Origin of the sequence: Mycobacterium stomatepiae (assembly GCF_010731715.1) — a bacterium.
In the GTDB taxonomy this organism is placed as follows: Bacteria; Actinomycetota; Actinomycetes; order Mycobacteriales; family Mycobacteriaceae; genus Mycobacterium; species Mycobacterium stomatepiae.
This window is the reverse complement of sequence record NZ_AP022587.1, coordinates 1,186,113-1,204,462: the sequence shown is the minus strand read 5'-3', so window position 1 is coordinate 1,204,462 and position 18,350 is coordinate 1,186,113. Positions and strand designations below refer to the sequence as shown.

At 62.9% G+C, this 18,350-nt stretch carries 15 protein-coding genes and 1 pseudogene; 9 read left to right on the top strand and 7 right to left on the bottom strand.

The annotated features are described in order from the left end of the window. Nucleotide 1 precedes the first annotated feature (1 nt). Genes rfbG through G6N54_RS30260 form a run of 3 tightly spaced genes read left to right on the top strand, consistent with a single transcriptional unit; the run spans nt 2 to nt 1,524 of the window. The gene (gene rfbG, locus G6N54_RS05665) at nt 2-1,018 is read left to right on the top strand and encodes a CDP-glucose 4,6-dehydratase (RefSeq protein ID WP_163788929.1); all 1,017 of its coding nucleotides are present in this window, start codon (nt 2-4) and stop codon (nt 1,016-1,018) included. Continuing rightward, on the top strand, nt 1,015-1,317 hold the full coding sequence (locus G6N54_RS30265) for a GtrA family protein (RefSeq protein ID WP_232073388.1): 303 nt from the start codon (nt 1,015-1,017) through the stop codon (nt 1,315-1,317). The genes rfbG and G6N54_RS30265 overlap by 4 nt, the downstream gene beginning before the upstream one ends. 39 nt (nt 1,318-1,356) lie before the next feature. After that, nucleotides 1,357-1,524 carry a GtrA domain-containing protein gene (locus G6N54_RS30260; protein ID WP_232073386.1) on the top strand — a complete coding sequence of 56 codons (168 nt, stop codon included), beginning with the start codon at nt 1,357-1,359 and terminating at the stop codon, nt 1,522-1,524. 12 nt (nt 1,525-1,536) lie between these two features. Here the strand turns inward: G6N54_RS30260 and G6N54_RS05655 are convergent, their stop codons facing one another. Further along, nucleotides 1,537-3,018, bottom strand: coding sequence for a hypothetical protein (locus G6N54_RS05655; protein WP_163788928.1), 1,482 nt, complete (start codon nt 3,016-3,018; stop codon nt 1,537-1,539). 221 nt (nt 3,019-3,239) lie between these two features. Here G6N54_RS05655 and G6N54_RS05650 point away from each other — a divergent pair, with 221 nt between their 5' ends. The 5 genes and pseudogenes from G6N54_RS05650 (at nt 3,240) to G6N54_RS05630 (ending at nt 8,184) form a co-directional block, all read left to right on the top strand. Further along, entirely contained in the window at nt 3,240-4,577 is a 1,338-nt protein-coding gene (locus G6N54_RS05650; protein WP_163788927.1) for a nucleotide sugar dehydrogenase, read from the top strand. After that, the gene (locus tag G6N54_RS05645) at nt 4,577-5,566 is read left to right on the top strand and encodes an NAD-dependent epimerase/dehydratase family protein (protein WP_163788926.1); all 990 of its coding nucleotides are present in this window, start codon (nt 4,577-4,579) and stop codon (nt 5,564-5,566) included. Before G6N54_RS05650 ends, G6N54_RS05645 begins: the two co-directional genes overlap by 1 nt. 7 nt (nt 5,567-5,573) lie before the next feature. Continuing rightward, nucleotides 5,574-6,515, top strand: a complete 942-nt coding sequence (locus tag G6N54_RS05640; protein ID WP_163788925.1) for a GDP-L-fucose synthase family protein — start codon at nt 5,574-5,576, stop codon at nt 6,513-6,515. Between the two features lie 80 nt (nt 6,516-6,595). Next, nucleotides 6,596-7,332 (top strand): annotated as a pseudogene (locus tag G6N54_RS05635) (FkbM family methyltransferase). Nucleotides 7,333-7,389: 57 nt separating this feature from the next. Next, entirely contained in the window at nt 7,390-8,184 is a 795-nt protein-coding gene (locus G6N54_RS05630; RefSeq protein WP_269475878.1) for a glycosyltransferase family 2 protein, read from the top strand. Here G6N54_RS05630 and G6N54_RS05625 read toward each other — a convergent pair whose 3' ends face one another. From G6N54_RS05625 to G6N54_RS05600, 6 genes are all read right to left on the bottom strand, one after another. Continuing rightward, nucleotides 8,185-8,979, bottom strand: coding sequence for an ABC transporter permease (locus G6N54_RS05625; protein WP_163788923.1), 795 nt, complete (start codon nt 8,977-8,979; stop codon nt 8,185-8,187). It lies immediately after the preceding gene. Then, entirely contained in the window at nt 8,976-9,719 is a 744-nt protein-coding gene (locus tag G6N54_RS05620) for an ABC transporter permease (RefSeq protein WP_163788922.1), read from the bottom strand. Before G6N54_RS05620 ends, G6N54_RS05625 begins: the two co-directional genes overlap by 4 nt. Next, a complete protein-coding gene (locus G6N54_RS05615) occupies nt 9,716-10,663 on the bottom strand; it encodes an ATP-binding cassette domain-containing protein (RefSeq protein WP_163788921.1) in 948 nt (315 codons plus the stop codon). The genes G6N54_RS05620 and G6N54_RS05615 overlap by 4 nt, the downstream gene beginning before the upstream one ends. Before the next feature lie 166 nt (nt 10,664-10,829). Beyond that, entirely contained in the window at nt 10,830-13,766 is a 2,937-nt protein-coding gene (locus G6N54_RS05610; protein WP_163788920.1) for an MMPL/RND family transporter, read from the bottom strand. 7 nt (nt 13,767-13,773) lie between these two features. Then, nucleotides 13,774-16,668 carry an MMPL/RND family transporter gene (locus G6N54_RS05605; protein WP_163788919.1) on the bottom strand — a complete coding sequence of 965 codons (2,895 nt, stop codon included), beginning with the start codon at nt 16,666-16,668 and terminating at the stop codon, nt 13,774-13,776. Next, nucleotides 16,665-17,084 (bottom strand): MmpS family protein, encoded by a 420-nt coding sequence (locus G6N54_RS05600; protein WP_163794533.1) that lies wholly within the window; start codon nt 17,082-17,084, stop codon nt 16,665-16,667. The genes G6N54_RS05605 and G6N54_RS05600 overlap by 4 nt, the downstream gene beginning before the upstream one ends. Nucleotides 17,085-18,109: 1,025 nt before the next feature. Between G6N54_RS05600 and G6N54_RS05595 the strand changes: the two genes are divergently transcribed. Next, nucleotides 18,110-18,340, top strand: coding sequence for an MbtH family protein (locus G6N54_RS05595; RefSeq protein ID WP_163788918.1), 231 nt, complete (start codon nt 18,110-18,112; stop codon nt 18,338-18,340). The last annotated feature ends 10 nt before the right edge of the window (nt 18,341-18,350 follow it).

Sequence of the window (18,350 nt, the reverse complement as noted above, 5' to 3'; positions counted from 1 at the left end):
CGTGCACTATCTGGTCACTGGGCACACCGGGTTCAAGGGCGCTTGGCTCGCACTGCTCCTTTTCGGCCGTGGGCACCGCGTGTCGGGTCTGGCCCTCGACCCCGACGAGGGCAGCCTGTTCAAACGGTTGGGGCTGGCCGAGCACCTCGACTGTGACTTCCGGGTCGACATCCGCGACGCCGAAGCCACCAAGGCTGCGGTGTCCGCCGCCGCTCCCGACGTCGTGGTGCACATGGCGGCGCAGGCGCTGGTCCGCGAGTCCTATCGCGACCCGCGGTACACCTACGAGACCAACGCGATCGGCACGCTCAACGTGATCGAGGCCGTCGCGGCCGCCGAATCGGTGCGCGCGCACGTCGTCGTGACCACCGACAAGGTCTACCGCAACGTCGGCCAGCAGGCCGGCTACGTCGAAACCGATCCGCTCGGCGGCGACGATCCGTACAGCGCGTCGAAGGCGATGGCGGATCTGCTGGCCCAGTCCTGGATTCGCAGCTTTCCGGGCACCCCCACCGCGATCGCGCGCGCGGGCAACGTCATCGGCGGCGGGGACATCAGCCGGGATCGGCTGCTACCGGACCTGATGGCCGCTTACGCGAGCGGCCAGGCACCCAAGCTGCGTTTCCCGCACGCGGTGCGGCCATGGCAACACGTGCTCGACTGCCTGAACGGCTATCTCACCCTCGTCGACGCCCTGTTAGCTGGCTCCGGACTGGGCGAGTGGAACTTCGGCCCGGGTCGCGACAGCTTCGTCGAGGTCGGGCGCGTGGCCACGCTGGCGGCGGAGATGTGGGGCGGTGGCGCGCATTGGGTGCTCGTGGACGGTGCGCAACCGCACGAGGCCAACTTGCTGGCCCTGGACGCCAGCAAGGCGCACCGCGAGCTCGGTTGGCGCAACCGGCTGGGTTTCCACGAGGCTCTGGCCTGGACGGTCGACTGGGAGCGCCGCGTGCGTCAGGGTGCCGACGTGATGGTGGCGACGCAGGAGCAGATCGCCGGCTTCGAAAGCCTCGCGTGACCGAATTCGACCTGCCACCCGAATCGGCGCCTCCGGGACCGCTGATCCGGCTGGTGCGGGATCAGCGCGTGGCGTTCGTGCTGGTCGGTGGCATCAACACGGTCGTCGGTTTCGGCCTTTTCATCGCCGTCTCGGAGAGCATCGGCCACTTCGTCGACCATCGGTTGGGCAAGGTCGCTGGCGCGCTCGCGACAGTCGGGATTTCCCACGTGCTGGGCGTGCTGTTCGCCTTCGTCATGCATCGACGCTTCGTGTTTCGGGTCCGCGGCCACGTGCTGCGCGACCTGGTGCGCTTCTGAAGTGTCTACCTCACCGCGCTGGGCATCAATGTCGTCGCCTTGCCCGTGTTGGTCGAGCTCGGTCTGAATCGCATTCCGGCACAGGCGATCATCTTGGCGTCGACCACACTGCTGAGCTACTTCGGCCACCGCTACTTCTCGTTCCGGCGAAGCGGCGGCGACACCGACAGTGCGGATGCGCGGGACGAGACGACCCGCACCACCTAGCGCCGGGGAGGTTCAGGACGTGGTGGTGGCCGCCACCGGTGACTCGGATGCCGCGTCGGCGTCTGTGGCCGCGTCCGGCTTGCGAGCGTAGGTGACGAGGATGATCACCAGTGTCACCAGCCACAGCATCGGCACCAGCGTCGCCGTGGTGAGCACCGTGAGCTCCTGGATCGGCGGGCCGTCCTTGCGGTACAGCAGGACCTGCATCGGCGGGCTCGGCAGCGCGATCGTCGCGAGGGTGAGCGCCGTGGCCAGGCTCAGCCAGATGCCGACCGTGCGATGGTGGCCGGCGACGGTTGCGAGCCGGTCCAGGATCCCGGTGCCCGGCGGCCCGGCCGGATCCCGCACCAGCAGCGCCGCGATCGGCAGGGCGAACACGAAGTAGTAGCTGATGCTGACCATCGGGAACAGGGCCGCGGTCACCAGCAGCACGATGCCCGCCAGGACGGGCGGGATGCGTCGTCCCAGCGCCAGCACGGCGACGACGACCAGGACGAGGATGACGTATCCGATCATCGAGCGCGGACCGGCCAGGTAGCCGTCGGGCATTTTGCCGCCGGTTTGCAAGAACATCAGAATGTCGGGTGCCAACAGCAGTGATCGGCTGAACGAGACGTTCGTGGTCGCGACGGCGCTGAGGCTGCCCGCGCCGTAGCCGAGAACGCCGGCCGCCGATTGCACGATGTTGTGCGGAAAGTGTTGCGGCCAGAACAAATATGCGGCGACATTCAAAACGACCGCGCCGCCCAGCGCGATGCCGCCCCACCGCCACTGCCGGGCAGCCAACAGCACGATGGCCAGTATCACGAATTGCGGCTTGAGCAGCGCGGCGAGGATGACCATTGCCGCGACGAGTCCCCAGCGTTGCCGAACCAGGGCGATCAGGAACACCAGGCCGATCGGAGCGATGAAACCCACCGAGTTTGCCCGGTCGATCACGGACCACACCGGGATCGCCGCGGCGCCACAGGCCACGAAAACCACAATCCGCTCGAGGCCCTGAGCGCCCCGGGCCGCCCATACCGCGGGCGAAAGCACCGCGACAGTCAGGGCGAGCAGGTAGCCCAACAGCCCCAGGACAGGCGCGCCCAATAATTTGCCCACCAGCCCAAAAGCCACCTGCGGAAGCATGCCGGCCGCCGGGTAGTTATTGACCGCCAGTTGGTGGTAGTCCGGTTGGACGAATATGTCGAAGGGCTCCCACGGATTGGCCCGCATGCCGTACATCACTTCGAATGCGTAGTCGCTGAAGCAGTGCCGGCCGATGTTCGTGCCCCAGTCGAGGTAGCAATCGGCGTAAGGGAAAGCGAGCAAAGAAGAAATGACATCGATCGCGAAGTATTGCGTGAGAACAAAACCCGTGAACACCGAAACCGCCGTCGCCAGCAGGATCGTGCCGAGGACGATGGTACGCGGGGATTGTCCGGTGACGGCCCCAAACCCTTCCCGGACCGCGGTGACCGGACCGCGTCGCGATTTCTCGGGTCGATTCATCTGCAATCTCCTCGGTTCTGCGCGAAACGAAGCAAAGCAGGGACTTCAACTGCCGCCGGACAGCCCAGACCCATTGGGTGGCACACTACCGGGTGCGGTGGGTTGCAGGGCAAGGACGAAGGAGATGTGTATTGCATGTCGACGCCGTGCTTGCAGAGCATTTCGCGCCGCAGATCCGGCCGGGTCGGCAATGATTGGCATATCGACTGTCGGGAGGGACCATGGGTCAGCCAGTTTCGCATTATGACGTGGGCGTCATCGGCCTTGGCTACGTTGGGCTAACGCTCGCGACGGTGCTGGCCGAGGCTGGCAACAAAGTGATCGGCGTGGAGAAGCGGCCAGAGGTGGTCGAACAGACCAATGCCGGTATCCCACATTTTTCCGAGACCGGACTGCAGGAAGCCCTGTCCCGAGTCGTCGGGTCGGGCAGCCTGGTGGCCGTCGGGCAACTCAGTCCAGATGCGGTGTGCGACGCGTACATCATCACGGTCGGGACGCCGCTGTCCAGCGAAGGACTCGTCCGTACCGACATGATCGAGGCGGCCAGCCGCGAGGTCACCGCGAACATGAGCGATGGCGCACTGGTGATCCTGCGGTCCACGGTGAAAGTCGGAACCACGCGCGATGTGGTTTCGCCCATTCTCGCGCAGTCCGGCAAGAACTTCGACATCGCCATGTGCCCGGAGCGAACACTGGAAGGTCGAGCACTGCAAGAACTTCGCGAATTGCCGCAGATCGTGGGCGCCGACGAGCCCGCCGTCAGCGACCGTGCCGCGGCCATCTTCCGCCGGCTGACCAACTCCATCGTCCAGGTGTCGACGCCGGAGGCCGCCGAAATCATCAAGCTCGTCGACAATACTTACCGTGACGTGCATTTCGCGTTCGCAAACGAAGTGGCGCGGTTGTGCGATGCGTTCGCGGTCAATGCGCACGAGGTGATCTCGTCCGGGAAGTTGGGATACCAGCGGACCAACGTCCCGCTGCCGGGCCTGGTGGGCGGGCCGTGCCTGGAGAAGGATCCGCACATCCTGCTGCAGAGCGCGCGTACCCGCGGAATCGAACTGGAGATCACCGTCGCGGGCCGGCTCGTCAACGAGCGACAGCCGGCCGAAACAGTCAACTTCATCAGCGACGAGGTCGCCCGGCGCAATCTTGCCGCGCCGTTACGAATAGCGTTGCTGGGCATGGCCTTTAAGGGCATTCCCGCTACCGATGACCTCCGGGGGTCGATGTCCATCAAGGTGCTCGACGAAGTGAAGAAGGCTCATCCGGACGCCGAAATCCGGTTGTTCGACCCGGTCATCACGACCGAGCACCTGGAGGCGGCCTTCCCCGACGAGCATGCATTCGATCGACTCGGCGACGCCGTGAGCGGAGCGTCGGTGGTGATCATCGCCAACAATCATCCTGAGCTTGGCAGAATTTCGCCGCGCACGATCAGCGAGTTCATCGCTCCCGACGGCTTCGTGTTCGACTACTGGAATCACTTCAGCCACTTGCCAGCATCGGAGCTGGGCAACTCGTACTTCGCGGTCGGCAACAGCAGGCTGGAGGTGTGATGAGTACTCGCGTCGTGGTGACAGGTGGCGGCGGGTTCATCGGCGCCTATCTGGTCAGGCGTTTGGTGCGTGACGGCTGGGACGTCGCCGTCGTCGACACGATGGTGCGCGGCGAGGCCGGCCGCCTGGCCGAAGTGGCCGGCGATATCGAGCTCTTCAGCTGCGACGTCCGCGACCAGGACGCGCTTGAGCGGGCGTTCTCCGGCGCCGAGGTGGTCATGCATCTCGCGGCGATCAATGGCACCGAAAACTTCTACAAGCGCCCAGAGTTGGTGCTGGACGTGGGATTACGCGGTGCCTTGGCCGTCGTCAACGCCGGGCGCAACGCCGGCGTGCCGGATCTGGTGGTGGCGTCCAGCGCGGAGGTGTATCAGACGCCCTCGGTGGTGCCTACACCGGAGACGATTCCACTGATGCTGCCGGATAGCCTGAATCCGAGGTACTCGTACGGCGGGTCCAAGATCGTCAGCGAGTTGATCGCATTCGACTACGCGCAAGACCACTACCGCAAGGTTCAGGTGTTTCGCCCGCACAACGTGTACGGCCCCGACATGGGCTACAAGCACGTGATCCCGCAATTCATCGCCAGGGCCCGCACGGCCCGTGACGAGACATCGCAAGGACCGGCGCGGTTCGAGATCCAGGGTGACGGCACCCAGACGCGGGCGTTCTGCTACGTCGACGACATCGTCGATGGCGTGCTCACCATGTACGAGAACGGGGGCCACCGCGAAGTTTTCCACATCGGCAATGACGAAGAGGTGTCCATCCGGGATCTGGCCGGCCGGGTGGCGAAGGCGGTGGGGATCGAGGTGGAGATCAGTCCGACCGAGGATGCCGAGGGCGGTACCCCGCGCCGATGCCCCGACATTTCGAAGATGCGGGGACTCGGCTATCAGCCGGTCGTCGGCCTGGACGAGGGGCTGAAGCGCACCGCCGCTTGGTACCTTCGATACGGTAGCGACGCCGTGACCAACGAACTGTTGTGAGGTGCCAATGGATCTAGGTTCGCGGGTATATGTCGCTGGTCACCGCGGGATGGTGGGCTCCGCGATCACGCGCCGGCTGGTCAGCGAAGGCTTCACCGACGTCGTGACCCGCACCCACGGCGAATTGCCACTCGACGACCCTGCGGCGGTCGAGGATTTCTTTGCCGCGCAGCGTCCTCAGTACGTCGTCCTCGCGGCGGCGAAGGTCGGTGGAATCGTTGCGAATGCGACCTACGGCGCGGACTTCATCCGGGAGAACCTGAAGATCCAGACGAATGTCATCGACGCCGCGTATCGGCATGGCGCGCAGAAGCTGCTCTTCCTGGGTTCGAGTTGCATCTACCCGAGAGATGCCGTGCAACCGATTCGTGAGGATGCGCTGCTGACGGGTCCGTTGGAGGAGACCAACCTGCCCTATGCGATCGCAAAAATCGCGGGCAAGACGATGTGCGACGCTTATCGAAAGCAGTACGGCTTCAACGCATTTACGGTGATGCCGTCAAATGTCTATGGCGTCGGCGACAATTTCCATCCGGAGCACTCCCACGTGGTGGCCGGCATGATGCGCCGGTTCCACGAGGCGAAACTGGCCGGCGCCGACGAGGTTGTGGTCTGGGGGAGTGGCTCGCCGTTGCGGGAGCTGATCGACGCCGACGACCTCGGCGATGCGTGCGTCCTGCTGCTGCGTTCTTATGACGATGGCGGGATGATCAATGTTGGCTCGGGCGAAGAGATTTCAATTCGAGACCTGGCACTGTTGATGAAATCGATCGTCGAGTTCGAGGGGCGCGTCGAGTTCGACCACTCCCGCCCGGATGGCACGCCACGCAAGATCATGGACAACACCAACCTCACGGCGCTCGGATGGCGGCCTTCGGTGAGCATCGAAGCCGGTCTGAAAAAGATGTATGCCTGGTTCCTCGAATCAGATGCGTTGCGCCTGAACTGATTAGCAAGGTGACAAACGCCGGCCGGATAGCTTTGGCAAATCCGGGCCGCCCGCGGGTGTCGGCATGTTAGTGTGAGGCAGTGCCTTTGTTGGACAATGCCCGCTTGATCGCGCGTGGCGTCTCCCTCGAAGTGCCACGCTACTTTTCTGAGCGGGCCTGGAAGCGCCAGTTCGTCAACCAGCTCAAATCACGTCAGGTAGACGTCGTTCTCGATGTGGGCGCCAACTCCGGTCAGTACGCCATGGGCCTGCGCAAGCGGGGCTACCAGGGGCGTCTGGTCTCGTTCGAACCGTTGGCGGGCCCATTCTCCGATTTGCAGAGCAACGCAGCGAAGGACCCGCTGTGGGAGTGCCGCCGGCATCACTCGGCGATGTCGATGGGACGATCTCGATCAATGTCGCGGGCAACTCCGGTGAAAGCAGCTCCGTCCTGCCGATGCTGAAAAGTCATCAGGATGTCTTTCCGGCAGCAAATTATGTTGGTGCCGAAGAGGTTCCGATTCACCGGCTCGATACCGTGGTGCCCGAGATTCTGCGCCCGACGGATCGGATATTTCTCAAGATCGACGTGCAGGGGTTCGAGAAACAGGTGCTCGCCGGGAGCACGGCGACGGTGACCGATCGCTGTATCGGCATGCAACTCGAACTTTCGTTCCTACCGTTGTATGAAGGTGGGATGCTGATCCGCGAGGCGCTGGACTTGGCATATTCGCTGGGCTTCACCCTGACCGGGATGTTGCCCTGCTTCACCGATATTCGTAACGGCCGAATGCTGCAGGCCGACGGCATCTTTTTCCGCGAGGATCACATTGCCTAGCAACGCTGCACCGGGAGCCCTTATGTCGAAGATCGTGAGTCTCGGATGAGCGGGCCGATGTTCTCGATCATCGTCCCCACCTGGAAGGCGGCGGCGCACGTCGGTGGCTGTGCCGAGAGCCTGCTGCGGCAGACGTTCACCGATTTCGAGCTGGTCGTGGTGGACGGGGCCTCGACGGACGGGACACTCGACGTCGTGAACGGCTTCGCCGCCGATTTCGGCTCACGCTTGGTCGTCCACAGCGAGCCAGATCAAGGCATCTACGACGCGATGAACCGCGGGGTCGGCCTGGCGTCAGGGGCCTGGTTACTGTTTTTCGGGTCCGACGACAGACTGCACGACGCGGATACGCTGGCCAGCGTGGCCGCGTTCATCGGCGACAACGAACCCTGCGACCTGGTGTACGGCGACGTGATCATGGGCTCGACCGGCGCGCGACATGCGGGGGCATTCGACCTGGACCGGCTGCAGTTCGAGACCAACATCTGCCACCAGTCGATCTTCTATCGCCGCGCGCTTTTCGCCGGGATCGGCCCGTACAACCTGCGTTATCCGATCTGGGCCGACTGGGACTTCAACATCCGTTGCTTCTCCAACCCGGCGCTCGCGATCCGGTACATGGACATCGTCGTCGCCGACTACAACGACATGACCGGCCTGAGCATGCGGACGGGCACGGACAAGGAGTTCAGAAAACGGCTGCCGATGTACTTCTGGGTGGGGGCGATGGAGACCGGCGGCAGGATGCTGTCGTTCTTCAAGCAAAAGGAGAACCGCCAGTTAGCGGTGCGGGCATGGCGCACCCGATTCAAGGCCGCGTCCAAGGCGCGGGCGGACAATGCCGGGGCGTAGTTACAGGTTGCTGGTCTCGGCGCAGATCCGGTAACCGCGCAACCCCACTGGGACGAACGCCACGAGCATCGCCACCGTCCAGAGGACGGTCATCGCCAGCGGCCACACGATGGGACCGTCGTACGCCAGTGACCTCATCGTCTCGATGGGCGGCGATATCGGCTGGTAACGGACGAACGGCCGAAGCCACTCCGGGAACATCCCGATCGGCGTGGTTCCCGGATTCACGAACGCCAGCGTGACGGTGCCGCCCATGATCCAGGTCAGCACGGCGGGGCTGGTGGTGCGAAGGACCAGCGCGATCACCAGCGCCGTGAAGCCGACCACCATGATCGACGGAGTCAGGATGTACAGCAGCGCCCCGGCCACGCCGTGCTTGAAGCGCAGTCCCATCATCACGCCGAGAGCGGTGATCAGGACCGTGCCGACGAGCGTGCGGGCGGCCTCGGCGGTGAGCCGTCCGGTCAGCGCGCTGGCCCGGTGTACCGGGAGCACCCACATTCGGCTGAGCAATCCGGACTGACGGTCCATCGTGATGCCGACCGCGTTGCCCAACGCGCCGAACAGCGCGGACAGCACCGCGCAGAACGGGACCAGCCCATAGAGGCTGTCGACGCCGGTGACCTTGCGCACCTGCTCACCCAGCACCACTTGGTACAACAGCAGCAGAAAGACCGGTAAGAGCAGTGAACCCATCAGCACCGCACGGTCGCGCCGCCACCGGATCAGCAGTCGAATCGCTTGCAACCAGCTCTGATTCAGCAACGAGCCTTGGTCCGCGGCATGCGACGTCATGCGCTGCGCCTCTGCATCCGCATCGTGATGGCGCCGAAGACCAGCACTATACCGAAACACCAGGCGAGGCTGATGACCAGATTGTTGGCCACCAGGTGCCCGCTGCCGAGGCCGCGCAGCGTCTCGGCGACCTGCGAAACCGGCTGATTGCGCACCCACGGGCGCAGCCAGCCGGGGAATGTCTTCTCGGGGGCGATTCCGGTGGACAGCAGGAACAGCAGCAGCTGGGGGACGAACAGCATGTAGCTGGCTCCCTGCAAGCTGTTGGAACTCGATCCCAGGGCGTCGGCGCCCAGCCCGACCGCCAGGCACAGCAGCAACGCGATCAGCACGAACGCCGTCGCATACGCCGGCCCGCCGGTCATCCGGAACCCGAAGGCATAGCCGGCGATCAGCGCCACTAAAAGTGCTAGTACCGCCCGGATGAGGGTGGCGGCCATGCGGGCGGTCACGGGGGTTGCCGCGGAGATCGGCTGCGTCCGCAACCGCAGGCCCAGGCCGCTGAGGTGGTCGCGGATCGCGCGGTCCGCGGTGAGCAGTCCGACGAAGATCATCGACTGGACGACCACCGCGGGCACCAGATACTGCGAGTAGGTCACCGGGCCGGTGTCGATCAGGCCGTGCAGGGCGACGCTGAAGCCGGCCAGGTACGCGATCGGTGACAGCACCTCGAAAATCATCTCGCCGTCCCGCGTCGCTGACACCAGCGACCGTTCGGTCAGCGCGGCCAAAGCGCTCATGATCGGGCGGCGGTCCGCTCGGTGATGTGCAGGAATGCCTCATCCAGTGAGGGTTTGCGCAGTGAGATGTCGGCGAGTTCGACGCCGAGCGCGTCGACCCGGCGAAACACCTCGGCCAGCGTGGCCACCCCGTCGGGGGCAAGAACCGACACCGAATTGGTGTCGCCGTCGACATCGATCCCGTTGAGTCCGGTCAGCGCCGTGGCCACCTGGGGCAGGTCGGCCGGATTCGCCGGACTCACTTGGCAATAGCCGGTACCGGCGCGGCGCTTGAGGTCCTCGGCGGTGCCACTGGCGATCACCTTGCCTTGGTCGATGACGACGATCGAGTCGCTGAGGATGTCGGCCTCGTCGAGATATTGCGTGGTCAGCAGCACGGTGATCCCTTGCTGGGCCAACGAACTCACCAGCGCCCAGACGTCGCGGCGGCTGCGCGGATCAAGGCCGGCGGTCGGCTCGTCGAGGAACAGCACCTTCGGCAGCACCATCAAGGCACCGGCGAGGTCGACGCGCCGCTGCATGCCTCCTGAGTAGGTGGATACGTGGCGGTCGGCGGCCGCGACGAGGTCGAACCGTTCGATCAGCTCGTCGGCGCGGGCCTTGGCCTCACGGCGATGCAGGCCGCGCATCCGGCCGAACAGCACCAGGTTCTCCCGGGCGGTGAGCAACGAATCCAGCGCGACGAATTGTCCGGTCATCGAGATGCTGGACCGCACTTTTGCGGGCTGGCGGACGACGTCGTATCCGGCAACGGTGGCGCGGCCGGAAGTGGGGCGCAGCAGGGTCGACAGGATGTTGATCGTGGTGGTCTTTCCGGCGCCATTGTGGCCGAGCAGGCCGCACACCGTTCCGGCCGGAACCGAGAAACTCACGCCGGACAGCGCAGACGTGTTTCCCCCGAAAGTCTTTGTGAGATCTGCGACCTCGATTGCCAGTGGAGACACAGTAGGGAGTATCTCATGATGGCCCCGGCCACTTGGTCGAATTCGCGGTAGATGGTGTTTGCCCCGTCGATGCCTATTCAATCGCAACTCCAATTGGTCAGGCGCGCAAACATCGACAAATTCTCAACAAAGCGATCGGCGTTTGTCGGCAAATCGGTGAGGCAAACTAGACCGATTGCCTTGGGATTTCGGCGGTGGGCGCGTCGTCGGGATGCTCCTGACCCAGCAAAGCACGCACCACCGGACGAGGTCCTTCGGTTCGCAGCATCTGACTGGACGGACGCGGTCGGACGACCTGCGGCCACCAGAACCATCGTCCGAGCAGGGTGGCGATGGAGGGCGTCATGAACGAGCGCACGATCAGGGTGTCGAAGAGCAGGCCCAGGCCGATCGTCGTACCGACCTGGCCGATGATCCGCAAATCGCTGGACGCCATCGACGCCATCGTGAACGCGAACACCAGCCCCGCGTTGGTCACGACTTTTCCGGTACCACCCATCGCGCGAATGATGCCGGTATTGATACCCGCGCCTATTTCCTCTTTCATGCGCGATACCAACAACAAGTTGTAGTCGGACCCGACCGCCAGTAGGACGATCACCGACATCGGCAGCACCATCCAGTACAGCTTGATGCCGAGAATGTACTGCCAGATCAGCACCGAAAGCCCGAACGACGAGCCCAGCGAAAGGGCAACCGTGCCGACGATCACCATTGCGGCCACGAAACTTCGGGTGATGATCAGCATGATCGTGAAAATCAGGCAGAGCGCGCCAATTCCGGCGATCAAGAGGTCGAATTTCGAGCCGTCTTTGAAGTCCTTGAATGTCGAGGCGGTGCCGGCGAGGTAGATCTTGGCGTCTTCCAGCGGTGTTGTCTTGAGTGCCTCTTCGGCCGCCGTCTTGATCCTGTCGACCCGGTCCACGCTTTCGGGGGATGCTGGGTCGCCCTTGTGGCAAATGATGAACCGCGCCGCTTTCCCGTCGGGCGACAGGAATTGATTCATCGCCTTCTGGAAGTCCGCGTTCTTGAAAATCTCCGGAGGCAGATAGAAGGAATCGTCATTCCTCGAATTGTCGAACGCTTGACCCATCGTGGTGGCGTCCTTGTTGTCGACGTCGACCTGGCCGATGATCCCGCTCATGGTGCTGTGCATCGTCAGCGTCGTCGTCTTGAAGAACTTCATGGACGCGATCAACTGCGGGTACTGCTCGAGCAGTTGCGGCAGCAGCAGATCCATCTTGTGGAGATCGACCAGCAGGTCGCCGAGTTTGTCGCTCAGCTCGTCGACCCCGTCGAGCGTGTCAAAAATCGACCGCAACGACCAGCAGATGGGGATGTCGAAGCAGTGCTTCTCCCAGTAGAAGTAGCTCTTGATCGGCCGGAGGAAATCCTCGAAGTCCGCGAAGTGATTTCTCAACTCGTACAAAAGCTGGGTCATCTCATAGGTCTTGCTGATCGACTCGTGGGTAAGAGCGGTCAGTTCCTTCTGGAACTCGTAAAGCCGTGTCATCGAAGCGATTTGGATGTCCATCATGTGGACCTGCTCGAGCATGTCGTCCATGCGAGCCTTCATGTATTTGATGTTCTGCGTTTGGGCCGAGTTCTGCATGGCAAGCATGAAGGGGATCGAGGTGTGCTCGATCGGCGTGCCCTCGGGCCGGGTGATGCCTTGAACCCGGGCGATTCCGGGCACCTTGAAGATGGCTCTGGCCAGCCTGTGCAGGACGATGAAATCGGCCGGATTGCGCATGTCGTGGTCGGACTCGATCATCAGGATCTCGGGCAGCATCCGCGCCTGGGAGAAGTGCCGGTCGGCGGCGGCGTAGCCGATGTTGGCCGGAATGTCGTCGGGCATGTAGAGCCGGTTGTTGTAACTCGTCTGGTAGCCCGGCAGCGTGACCAAACCGACCAGCGCGACCGCGATGGTCGCGACGAGGATGGGCACCGGCCAGCGGACGATCGCCGTACCGATTCGGCGCCACCGACCGAAGCGGATCGCCCGGGTGGGATCGAGCAACCCGAAGCGGCCACCGATGGTCAATACCGCGGGAACCAACGTCAGTGCGATCACGACGGAAATGACCAAGCCGATCGCACACGGCACACCCATGGTCTGGAAGATGGGCATCCGGGTGAAGCTCAGGCACAACATGGCGCCGGCGATCGTCAAGCCGGAACCCAACACGACGGGGACGACCCCGCGGAAGGTGTTGTAGTAGGCGGTTTCTCGATCCTCGCCGGCCTGTCGTGCCTCTTGATATCGGCCGAAGAAGAAGATCCCGTAGTCGGTGCCGGCCGCCATCGTCAGGGCCACCAGCAGGTTGACGGCGAACGTCGACAGCTGGACCAGGCTGTGATCACCCAGAAACGCGACGATCCCCCGGGCCGCGAGTACCTCGACGCCGACCGTGATCAGCAACAGAATCACCGTGATGATCGACCGATAGACGAACAGCAGCACCACGAAAATGATCGCCGCGCCGACCGCGGTCATCTTCAGAATCGATCTGTCACCGGCCTCCTGCATGTCCGAGAACAGCGCTGACGGACCGGTGACGTAAGCCTTGATGCCCTGGGGCGGCGGATTCTTCGCGATGATGTTGCGCACTGAAGCAATGGAATCTTGGCCCTGCGTGGTGCCCTGGTTACCGGCCAGGTTCATCTGGACGTAGACGGCCTTACTGTCGGGGCTTTGCGCGCCCGCCGCGGTGAGTCGGTCGCCCCACAAATCCTGAACGTGCTCAACATGTTTCGTGTCGGCCTTCAACAGCCGCATCAACTTGTCGTAGTACTTGTGCGCGCTGTCCCCGAGCTCCTGTTGCCCCTCGATCACGAGCATCACGAAGCTGTCCGAGTCGGACTCTTTGAAGACCTTGCCCATGCGCATCATGGCCTGCACCGCCGGCGCATCTTGCGGCGCCAATGGCACGGAGTGCTCCCGGCCGACCCGCTCCAGTGACGGGACCGCGAAAGTGACCAGCAGGGTTAGCGCCACCCACCCCAGCAGGAAGACCACCGAAAGATTGCGGATCGTCCGTGCCACGAACGGCTTCTCCACGGGGGGCGCGGCATGCTGACTGGCTATCGGTTCCGTAGTCATGCGCGCCTCACCTCGTTTCTTTCAGCAGCAACGAGCGCACCAACGGGCGGGGCCCCAACGGCCGCAGCATCTGGCTTGCGGGGCGGGTGCGCACCCGTTGCGGCCACCAGAACCAGCGCCCCAGCAGCGCCGCGACCGCGGGTGTCATGAAGGCGCGCACCACCAGGGTGTCGAACATCAGGCCCAACCCGATCGTGGTGCCCAGCTGGGCGATACTGCGCAGGTCGCTGACTGCCATGGACGCCATGGTGAACGCGAACACCAGGCCGGCATTGGTCACGACCTTTCCGGTACCCGCCATCGCGCGGATGATGCCGGTGTGAATGCCGGCGGCCAATTCTTCTTTCATCCGGGAAACCAGCAGCAAGTTGTAGTCGGATCCCACCGCCAGCAGCACGATCACCGACATCGACAGAACAGTCCAGTGAATTTGCAGCCCAAGCAAATACTGCCAAACCAGGATGGACATCCCGAACGAGGCGCCCAGTGAAAACAATACCGTACCCACGATGACCAGCGCGGCGAGAAAACTGCGCGTCATGATCAACATGATGATGAAGATCAGACAGAGGGCCGCGACTCCCGCGATCAAAAGGTCGAATTTAGCGCCTTCGACCAAGTCCTTTACCACCGCCGCGGTTCCGGTGAGGTAAACCTTGGCGTCCTCTAATGGCGTGCCCTTGAGCGCCTCCTCGGCGGCCGTCCTGATCGGTTCGACGCGGGAAAGCCCCTCGGGCGTCGCCGGGTCGCCCTTTTGGGCAATCAGCATGCGGGCGTTCTTTCCGTCTGGCGACAGGAAGATTTTCATGACCCGCTTGAAGGTGTCCGAGCCTTCGATAATGCTCGGCGGGATGTAGAAACTGTCGTCATTCTTGGAGGTGTCGAACGCCTGGCCCATCGCATTTGGGTTTTGGCCGCCGTTCACCTCCATCTGACCGATGGTTCCTTCCATGGTGCTGTGCATTGTCAGCATCATGGTCCGCATGCTCTGCATCGTTTCGATCATTTGCGGGATCTGTACGAGTATCTGGGGCAAGACAAAGTCTAGTTTGTCAAGGTCTGCGACCAGTTCGCTGAACTTGTCATTGACCTCGTCGACGCCGTCGATTGCATCGAAAACAGACCTGATTGCATAGCAGACGGGAACGTCGTAGCAATGCTTTTCCCAATAGAAATAACTGCGGAATGGCCTGAAGAAGTCTTCGAAGTCCGAAACGCGGTCCCGCAATTCCGCGTTGGCTTTCTGAATTTCATGCGTCCGGCCCACCATGTCATGCGTTGTGGCGGCGAGCTCTTTCATCAGGCCCAGCATGTGCTGCATCAACGCAATCATTTTGGCCATTTCTTCGGCCTGTTTCATCATGTCGTTCATGCGGTCCTTTTGGAACGCCATGTTCGTCAACTGAGACGATTGCGACATGCTCATGATGTACGGAATGCTGGTGTGCGCGAGCGGTGTTCCCTCGGGTCGAGTCACGCTCTGAACGGTAGAGACGCCCGGGACCGCGAGGATCCCCTTGGCTAGTTGATTCAATACCAACATATCCGTGGGATTGCGCAGGTCGTGATCGGCCTCTACCAAAAGGATTTCCGGCATCATCATTCGCGACTCGGGAAAATGTCGCGCCGCGGCCGCATTGCCGATGCTGGCGGGGATGTCGTCGGGAATGAACTTTTGGTCGTCGTAACTCGGGTTGTATCCGGGAAGGGTCAACAGCCCGATCAGCGCAATCGCCAATGTGGAGATAAAGATGGGCGCAGGCCAGCGAACGATCGCCGTGCCGATTCGCCGCCACCCGCGCACCTGGATCTTCCGTTTGGGCTCGAACAGCCCGAAACGTGACCCCACTGCGATCAGTGCCGGTGTCAGCGTGAGGGCGACCAGGACGGCAACGGCGATACCCACCGCGTTGGGAAGGCCCAGCGGCTGGAAATAGGGGAGCCGGGTAAAGCTCAGGCAGAGAACGGCCCCCGCGATTGTCAGGCCGGACGCCAAAACCACCTTGGCGACACTGCTGAAAGTGGTATAGAAGGCCGTTTCCTTATCTTCCCCCGCTTGTCGCGCCTCCTGATACCGCCCGACGAAGAAAATTCCATAGTCGGTACCGGTGGCAATGACGGCGGCCACCAGCAGGTTAACGGCGAAGGTGGTGAGGCCGATGAAGCCGTGATAGGCGAGAAATGCCACCATTCCACGGGATACGGTCAACTGCAGCCCGACCATCAACAACAACAGAATGACGGTAAAGATCGAACGATAGACGAGCAGCAACATAATGAAGATCACGGAAAGGCTCGCCAGCGTGATGGTGGTGACCGTCTCCTGACCGGCCTTGTTCATATCCGCGACGGTGGCAGCGGGGCCGGTGACATACACCTTGAGCCCGGGCGGCGCGGGCAGCCCGGCCACGATGCCCCGGACTGCCGCTACCGATTCGTCTCCCGCGGAAGCACCTTGGAGACCGCCGAGGTTCAACTGCACATAGGCGGCCTTACCGTCGATACTCTGCGCGGCGGCCGCGGTGACCGGATCTCCCCAGAAGTTCTGGACGTGCTGAACATGCTTGGTATCAGCGTCGAGCCGACGCACCAGCTCGTCGTAGTACTGGTGGGCGTCGTGGCCGAGCGGTTGGTCCCCCTCCAGCACGATCATCGCCAGCGCCCCGGAATTGGATTCTTTGAAGTCCTGGCCGAGGCGCACCATCGCCTTGAAGGACGGGGCGTCGGTCGGGTTCAGCGATACCGAATGTCCTTGCTCGACAACCTCGAGCGGAGGGACGCCGATGGTGAAGAAGACGGCAAGACCCAGCCACGCCAGGATGATCAGAATCGAAAATGCGTGGATCGACCGCGCGATGAAACCTCGCGTGGGCCGCTCGGTGCCGGTGTTTTCGTCGCTCATGCCGCCGTCAGCACGCAGTACGTGAAGGCGTTCACCTCGTGGGAGACCTTCTCGGACTTAACGGTGCCATCGACGATGATGCGGCAGCCGATCGTATCGCTATCACCTTGTGCCACTACGTTTCCCACGATCGATGGCAGCGTGGTCGAGAGATCCATCGACCACGGCAGAGTGACGCCGTTGATGTGCTGTGGGTCGGCGTTGACGTCGAAATAGCTGATGTCGGCCACGGTCCCCGGTGCGCCGAAGACCTCGTACTTCAGATGCTTGGGGTTAAACGGCTTGCTGTCTTTGACTCTGGAGTCGGCATAGGACTGGCGCTTCTCGGAGCCGAATATCCCGTGCAACCGCGACACCGTGAATCCGCCCGCGGTGAGGACCGCGATGATCAGCAGCGGGATCCACAGCTTTCCCAGGAGTTTGATCGCCCCGCCCCGGGAATTCCGTCCGCCCTTTCGGGCGCCATTGAGCTTTTGCGGCCCAGGTGCGGACTGACGACCGAACCTCCGCAGGCGCCCAGCAGACTTGCTCACGCCCTGGCCGCCTTCTGCGGCGACGTCGGACCGGGCTCGAACGTCGTGTTCGACCACCGCACCCCCTTCAACCCGTTAACAGACTCGCTCATGTCAACCGCCCGAACAGTACCCAACCCTCAATCGCACCACGCCAGACCTGCGGCGGTCAGCTCGAACGAGCGGCGTTCGGCGAGTGCAACCAGATCTTGATGAGTAAACCACGCGATTAGCGCCGACATCAGATCTTTCGTAACCCGGTACGGGATCGTTACTCGTCTGGTGTGCGTAGGGCAGGCTAGCAACACGCGGAATCCGCCCCACCGGGCGGGTGTTGTATGCGTCATTGTCCCGAGGGATGGTGACACATATTACATTGCACCGCGATCCCGTGCGGAAGGCGTCATCCGGCGTCCGTCGGCTAACGAAGTGCGAGCGGTTCGCTGAGGTGGCTGAAAGCACGATTTGTCGCCCACCCATCAAGGTCCAGTGATTCGGCCGAGCGGCAAAGGGGAACGGCGCCGTCGCGCGATGACATCGGCCCCCGCACACCGGTAGCTACCCCGCCGCGCACGCATTTGCTGTGGGCGTCTTGCCGGCGTTTCCGGCCGGATCTACGCGTCCACGCCCCGGCCGGTTAGGCGGTATTCACCGCGGCTACTAACGGGCACGAGAGCGTAACTCGGTCGTTTTCTGGCCGTAGGTACCGTACTCTTGGCGGGCGGCAGACAGTCCATACCGTCGCTGCAGGTCACTGCACTCGGGGGCGCCAACGCCCCGGCGTTGCGCCGCGCAACGAATTGCCCAGAGGTGTCACGAGTGCTTAACAGATCACATCAGGAACTTTGTCGAAACCTCCGACCGAGCCTGTAGGCCTCCAGTATGGTTTGGAACGACCCCACTTATATCGAGAGAACGCCTGGAGAACTGTGAGCACCAATCCGTTCGACGACGATAATGGCAGTTTTTTCGTCTTGGTCAATGACGAGGAGCGGCACAGCCTATGGCCGACGTTCGCCGATGTTCCCGCTGGATGGCGGGTGGTATACGGGGAGGCCGATCGGGCGGCGTGTCTCGACTACATCGAGCAGAACTGGCCCGATATCCGGCCGAAGAGTCTGCGCGACCGGCTGGCAGCGGGTCGGAGTTTTGATAAGTAAACCGCCTGGG